Origin of the sequence: Sinomonas gamaensis (genome assembly GCF_005876955.1) — a bacterium.
GTDB lineage: Bacteria > Actinomycetota > Actinomycetes > Actinomycetales > Micrococcaceae > Sinomonas > Sinomonas gamaensis.
In genome coordinates this window covers 1-5,586 of the sequence record NZ_SSCL01000031.1, presented here as the reverse complement: position 1 = coordinate 5,586, position 5,586 = coordinate 1, and the positions used below count along the sequence as shown (strand labels likewise).

At 61.7% G+C, this 5,586-nt stretch carries 3 rRNA genes; all 3 read right to left on the bottom strand.

Annotated elements, in window-relative coordinates:
• Positions 1 to 52: 52 nt before the first annotated feature.
• The 3 genes from rrf to E5679_RS20600 all read right to left on the bottom strand — a co-directional run bounded on the left by rrf (position 53) and on the right by E5679_RS20600 (position 5,571).
• Positions 53 to 169 (bottom strand): 5S ribosomal RNA (gene rrf, locus E5679_RS20610).
• 188 nt (positions 170 to 357) lie between these two features.
• Positions 358 to 3,484, bottom strand: a 23S ribosomal RNA gene (locus E5679_RS20605).
• Between the two features lie 561 nt (positions 3,485 to 4,045).
• Positions 4,046 to 5,571, bottom strand: a 16S ribosomal RNA gene (locus tag E5679_RS20600).
• The 16S, 23S and 5S rRNA genes sit together here, the layout of an rRNA operon.
• Between the last annotated feature and the right edge of the window lie 15 nt (positions 5,572 to 5,586).

Below are 5,586 nucleotides of genomic sequence, written 5' to 3'. Positions count from 1 at the left end.
TGTTAAATGGGGGTGGGCCCCACTGCGTTGTGGGGCCCACCCGTGTGGTGTGTTCCGGCGGTGTCCTACTCTCCCACACCCTGGCGGGTGCAGTACCATCGGCGCTGTGGGGCTTAGCTTCCGGGTTCGGGATGGGTCCGGGCGTTTCCCCCACGCTGTGGCCGCCGTAACCCTTTTCCCGGCCCGCCCCCGCGTGCTGGGGGGTGGTGGAAGCTGGTTGCGGTGCGCTGGTGCGCGGTGCTGTATTCGGTTGTGGTGTTCGGCTGCGGTGTTCCCTGTCCCGCCGCGGGGGCGGGGCTTGTTGTCCGGGGACCGTAGAGTGGACGCGGGCAGCATTTGAGTCGTGTGCTGTTGGTGTGTGTGAGGCTGTCGGCCTATTAGTACCGGTCGGCTTCGCAGGTCTTTCGTCCCTGCTTCCACGTCCGGCCTATCGACCCAGTGGTCTGCTGGGGGCCTTCAGAACTTGCGTTCATGGAGATCTCATCTCGAAGCGGGCTTCCCGCTTAGATGCCTTCAGCGGTTATCCCATCCGAACGTAGCCAAGCAGCGGTGCACCTGGCGGTACAACTGCCACACCAGAGGTTCGTCCGTCCCGGTCCTCTCGTACTGGGGACAGCCCTTCTCAGATCTCCTGCGCGCGCAGCGGATAGGGACCGAACTGTCTCACGACGTTCTAAACCCAGCTCGCGTACCGCTTTAATGGGCGAACAGCCCAACCCTTGGGACCTACTCCAGCCCCAGGATGCGACGAGCCGACATCGAGGTGCCAAACCATGCCGTCGATATGGACTCTTGGGCAAGATCAGCCTGTTATCCCCGAGGTACCTTTTATCCGTTGAGCGACGGCCCTTCCACGAGGTGCCGCCGGATCACTAGTCCCGACTTTCGTCCCTGCTCGAGATGCCTCTCTCACAGTCAAGCCCCCTTGTGCACTTGCACTCGACACCTGGTTGCCGACCAGGCTGAGGGGACCTTTGGGCGCCTCCGTTACCCTTTGGGAGGCAACCGCCCCAGTTAAACTACCCGTCAGGCACTGTCCCTGACCCGGATCACGGGCCGAGGTTGAGATGCCCAAAGCGACCAGAGTGGTATTTCAACGGCGACTCCACCGGCACTGGCGTGCCCGCTTCGCAGTCTCCCACCTATCCTACACAAGCCGCTCCGGACACCAATACCAAACTGTAGTGAAGGTCTCGGGGTCTTTCCGTCCTGCTGCGCGTAACGAGCATCTTTACTCGTAGTGCAATTTCGCCGAGCTCGCGGTCGAGACAGCGGGGAAGTCGTTACTCCATTCGTGCAGGTCGGAACTTACCCGACAAGGAATTTCGCTACCTTAGGATGGTTATAGTTACCACCGCCGTTTACTGGGGCTTGAATTCTCCGCTTCACCCCACGGATGGGGCTGACGGGTCCTCTTGACCTTCCAGCACCGGGCAGGAGTCAGTCCGTATACATCGTCTTGCGACTTCGCACGGACCTGTGTTTTTAGTAAACAGTCGCTTCCCCCTGGTCTCTGCGACCCCTACCCCCTCGCGGCCGCGCGGGCCGTCCAGGGTCGGGGTCCCCCTTCTCCCGAAGTTACGGGGGCATTTTGCCGAGTTCCTTGACCGCGATTCTCTCGATCGCCTCGGTATTCTCTACCTGATCACCTGTGTCGGTTTGGGGTACGGGCGGCTAGGACCTCGCGCCGATGCTTTTCTAGGCAGCATAGGATCACCCGATCCCCCCTCGCGGGGGTCCCGTCGGACCTCAGGCACATGAGCGGCGGATTTCCCTGCCGCTCGCCCTACATCCTTGGACCAGGTCAACCATCGCCTGGCCGGGCTGCCTTCCTGCGTCACACCCGTTAATGCGCTTGCCTCGCGGCCTCAGTTCCCGCGCTCACCCCCCGCACCACGGCCCCGAAGGGCCACGGAACACGGGAGGATCCGTCGGTTAGTCTCAGCCGTCCGGCATGGGCGGTCCTTCGCCGGTACGGGAATATCGACCCGTTGTCCATCGACTACGCCTGTCGGCCTCGCCTTAGGTCCCGACTCACCCAGGGCAGATTAGCTTGACCCTGGAACCCTTGATCATCCGGCGGACGGGTTTCCCACCCGTCTTTCGCTACTCATGCCTGCATTCTCACTCGTGCGGGCTCCACCACTCGGTCACCCGGCGGCTTCACCGCCCGCACGACGCTCCCCTACCCAGCCCCACCCCTGAACCCGAAGGCTAGGGACGCATGGGGCTGCCGCGGCTTCGGCGGTGTGCTTGAGCCCCGCTACATTGTCGGCGCGGAATCACTTGACCAGTGAGCTATTACGCACTCTTTCAAGGGTGGCTGCTTCTAAGCCAACCTCCTGGTTGTCTTCGCGACTCCACATCCTTTCCCACTTAGCACACGCTTGGGGGCCTTAACCGGCGGTCTGGGCTGTTTCCCTCTCGACCACGGAGCTTATCCCCCGCGGTCTCACTGCCACGCTGCTCTTGCCGGCATTCGGAGTTTGGCTGACGTCAGTAACCCGGTGGGGCCCATCGGCCATCCAGTAGCTCTACCTCCGACAAGGAACACGCGACGCTGCACCTAAATGCATTTCGGGGAGAACCAGCTATCACGGGGTTTGATTGGCCTTTCACCCCTACCCACAGCTCATCCCCTCCATTTTCAACTGAAGTGGGTTCGGTCCTCCACGACGTCTTACCGTCGCTTCAACCTGGCCATGGGTAGATCACCCCGCTTCGGGTCTAGACCGCGCCACTGAACGCCCTGTTCAGACTCGCTTTCGCTGCGGCTCCCCCACACGGGTTAACCTCGCGACACGGCACTAACTCGCAGGCTCATTCTTCAAAAGGCACGCCATCACCGGGACAAAGCCGGCTCTGACGGATTGTAGGCGCACGGTTTCAGGCACTATTTCACTCCCCTCCCGGGGTGCTTTTCACCTTTCCCTCACGGTACTGGTCCGCTATCGGTCATCGGGTAGTATTCAGGCTTATCAGGTGGTCCTGACAGATTCGCACGGGATTCCTCGGGCCCCGTGCTACTCGGGGACACCCGCAAGGACTCGGAAATGGCGTTCAGGCTACGGGACTCGCACCCCCTCCGGCCGGCCGTTCAAAGCCGTTCGCCTACACCACACCAAGCCCCGGCACGCCGGCAGACGCACCAAGCAGGACCCCACAACCCCATACGCGCAACCCCTGCCGGGTATCGCACGCGCACAGTTTGGCCATCATCCGCGTTCGCTCGCCACTACTGACGGAATCACTGTTGTTTTCTCTTCCTGCGGGTACTGAGATGTTTCACTTCCCCGCGTTCCCCCCACACCGCCTATGCGTTCAGCGGCAGGTCACCGCACATGACATGCGGCAGGGTTTCCCCATTCGGACACCCTGGGATCACCGTCCGGTTATCGACTCCCCCAGGCTTATCGCAGATTCCCACGTCCTTCATCGGCTCCCGATGCCAAGGCATCCACCGTACGCCCTTGAAAGCCTCGCACCACCCGCCCACACCCCACAGAAGAAGGGCCCGGGCGGGCATGCACCAACACAATTCAAGGAACACTGCCCTCCACAGAGGACAGAAACCAAAGAAAAAAATTGCACACAACGAGGGGCCCACCACACCAAGTGCGGCCAACCCCCCAGATGCTCGCGTCCACTATACAGTTCTCAAACAACAACCCCCACAGGCCCCACACCCGCCCAACGGCAGGCCCAGGCACCCAGGAGAACAGATCCGGGACAGATTGCCCCAGGACCCAACAGCGCGCCAACCGCACCCCCCACAAGAGGGGGCACGGGGCCGGGCACCAGCCCCCAGCAGGCGAACCCCCTTCCAGCACCCCGCACCCCCGCCAACCCCCAAAAAGGAGGCAGCAGAGCGCAGGGGCGTACTCAGGGCACACCCACAGGGACCACAACGGCCCAGCCATCCGATTCCGACGTTCCACCCACGAGCACCCGCCACCGGACATCCGCCGGCGCAACGGGCTCCCAATCCCCCACCCCACAGGCACCGCGACAACCACGGCACCCGGGCAGGGAAGGCGCTCCTTAGAAAGGAGGTGATCCAGCCGCACCTTCCGGTACGGCTACCTTGTTACGACTTAGTCCCAATCGCCAGTCCCACCTTCGACGGCTCCCCCCCACAAGGGGTTGGGCCACCGGCTTCGGGTGTTACCGACTTTCGTGACTTGACGGGCGGTGTGTACAAGGCCCGGGAACGTATTCACCGCAGCGTTGCTGATCTGCGATTACTAGCGACTCCGACTTCATGGGGTCGAGTTGCAGACCCCAATCCGAACTGAGACCGGCTTTCTGGGATTGGCTCAACCTCACAGCATCGCAACCCTTTGTACCGGCCATTGTAGCATGCGTGAAGCCCAAGGCATAAGGGGCATGATGATTTGACGTCGTCCCCACCTTCCTCCGAGTTGACCCCGGCAGTCTCCCATGAGTCCCCACCCGAAGTGCTGGCAACATGGAACGAGGGTTGCGCTCGTTGCGGGACTTAACCCAACATCTCACGACACGAGCTGACGACAACCATGCACCACCTGTGAACCGGCCCCGAAGGGAAGCCCCATCTCTGGAGCGGTCCGGCCCATGTCAAGCCTTGGTAAGGTTCTTCGCGTTGCATCGAATTAATCCGCATGCTCCGCCGCTTGTGCGGGCCCCCGTCAATTCCTTTGAGTTTTAGCCTTGCGGCCGTACTCCCCAGGCGGGGCACTTAATGCGTTAGCTGCGGCGCGGAGGACGTGGAATGCCCCCCACACCTAGTGCCCAACGTTTACGGCGTGGACTACCAGGGTATCTAATCCTGTTCGCTCCCCACGCTTTCGCTCCTCAGCGTCAGTTACAGCCCAGAGACCTGCCTTCGCCATCGGTGTTCCTCCTGATATCTGCGCATTTCACCGCTACACCAGGAATTCCAGTCTCCCCTACTGCACTCCAGCCTGCCCGTACCCACTGCAGACCCGGGGTTGAGCCCCGGGCTTTCACAGCAGACGCGACAAACCGCCTACGAGCTCTTTACGCCCAATAATTCCGGATAACGCTCGCGCCCTACGTATTACCGCGGCTGCTGGCACGTAGTTAGCCGGCGCTTCTTCCGCGGGTACCCTCACCACCGAAGCGGCTTGTTCCCCACCGAAAGGGGTTTACAACCCGAAGGCCGTCATCCCCCACGCGGCGTCGCTGCATCAGGCTTGCGCCCATTGTGCAATATTCCCCACTGCTGCCTCCCGTAGGAGTCTGGGCCGTGTCTCAGTCCCAGTGTGGCCGGTCACCCTCTCAGGCCGGCTACCCGTCGTCGCCTTGGTAGGCCATCACCCCACCAACAAGCTGATAGGCCGCGAGCCCATCCAAGACCGCACAAGGCTTTCCACCCCCCACCATGCGGCAGGAGGATGTATCCGGTATTAGACCCAGCTTCCCAGGCTTATCCCAGAGTCAAGGGCAGGTTGCTCACGTGTTACTCACCCGTTCGCCACTAATCCACCCCGAAGGGCTTCATCGTCCGACTTGCATGTGTTAAGCACGCCGCCAGCGTTCATCCTGAGCCAGGATCAAACTCTCCGTCAAAAAACAGAAAAACAA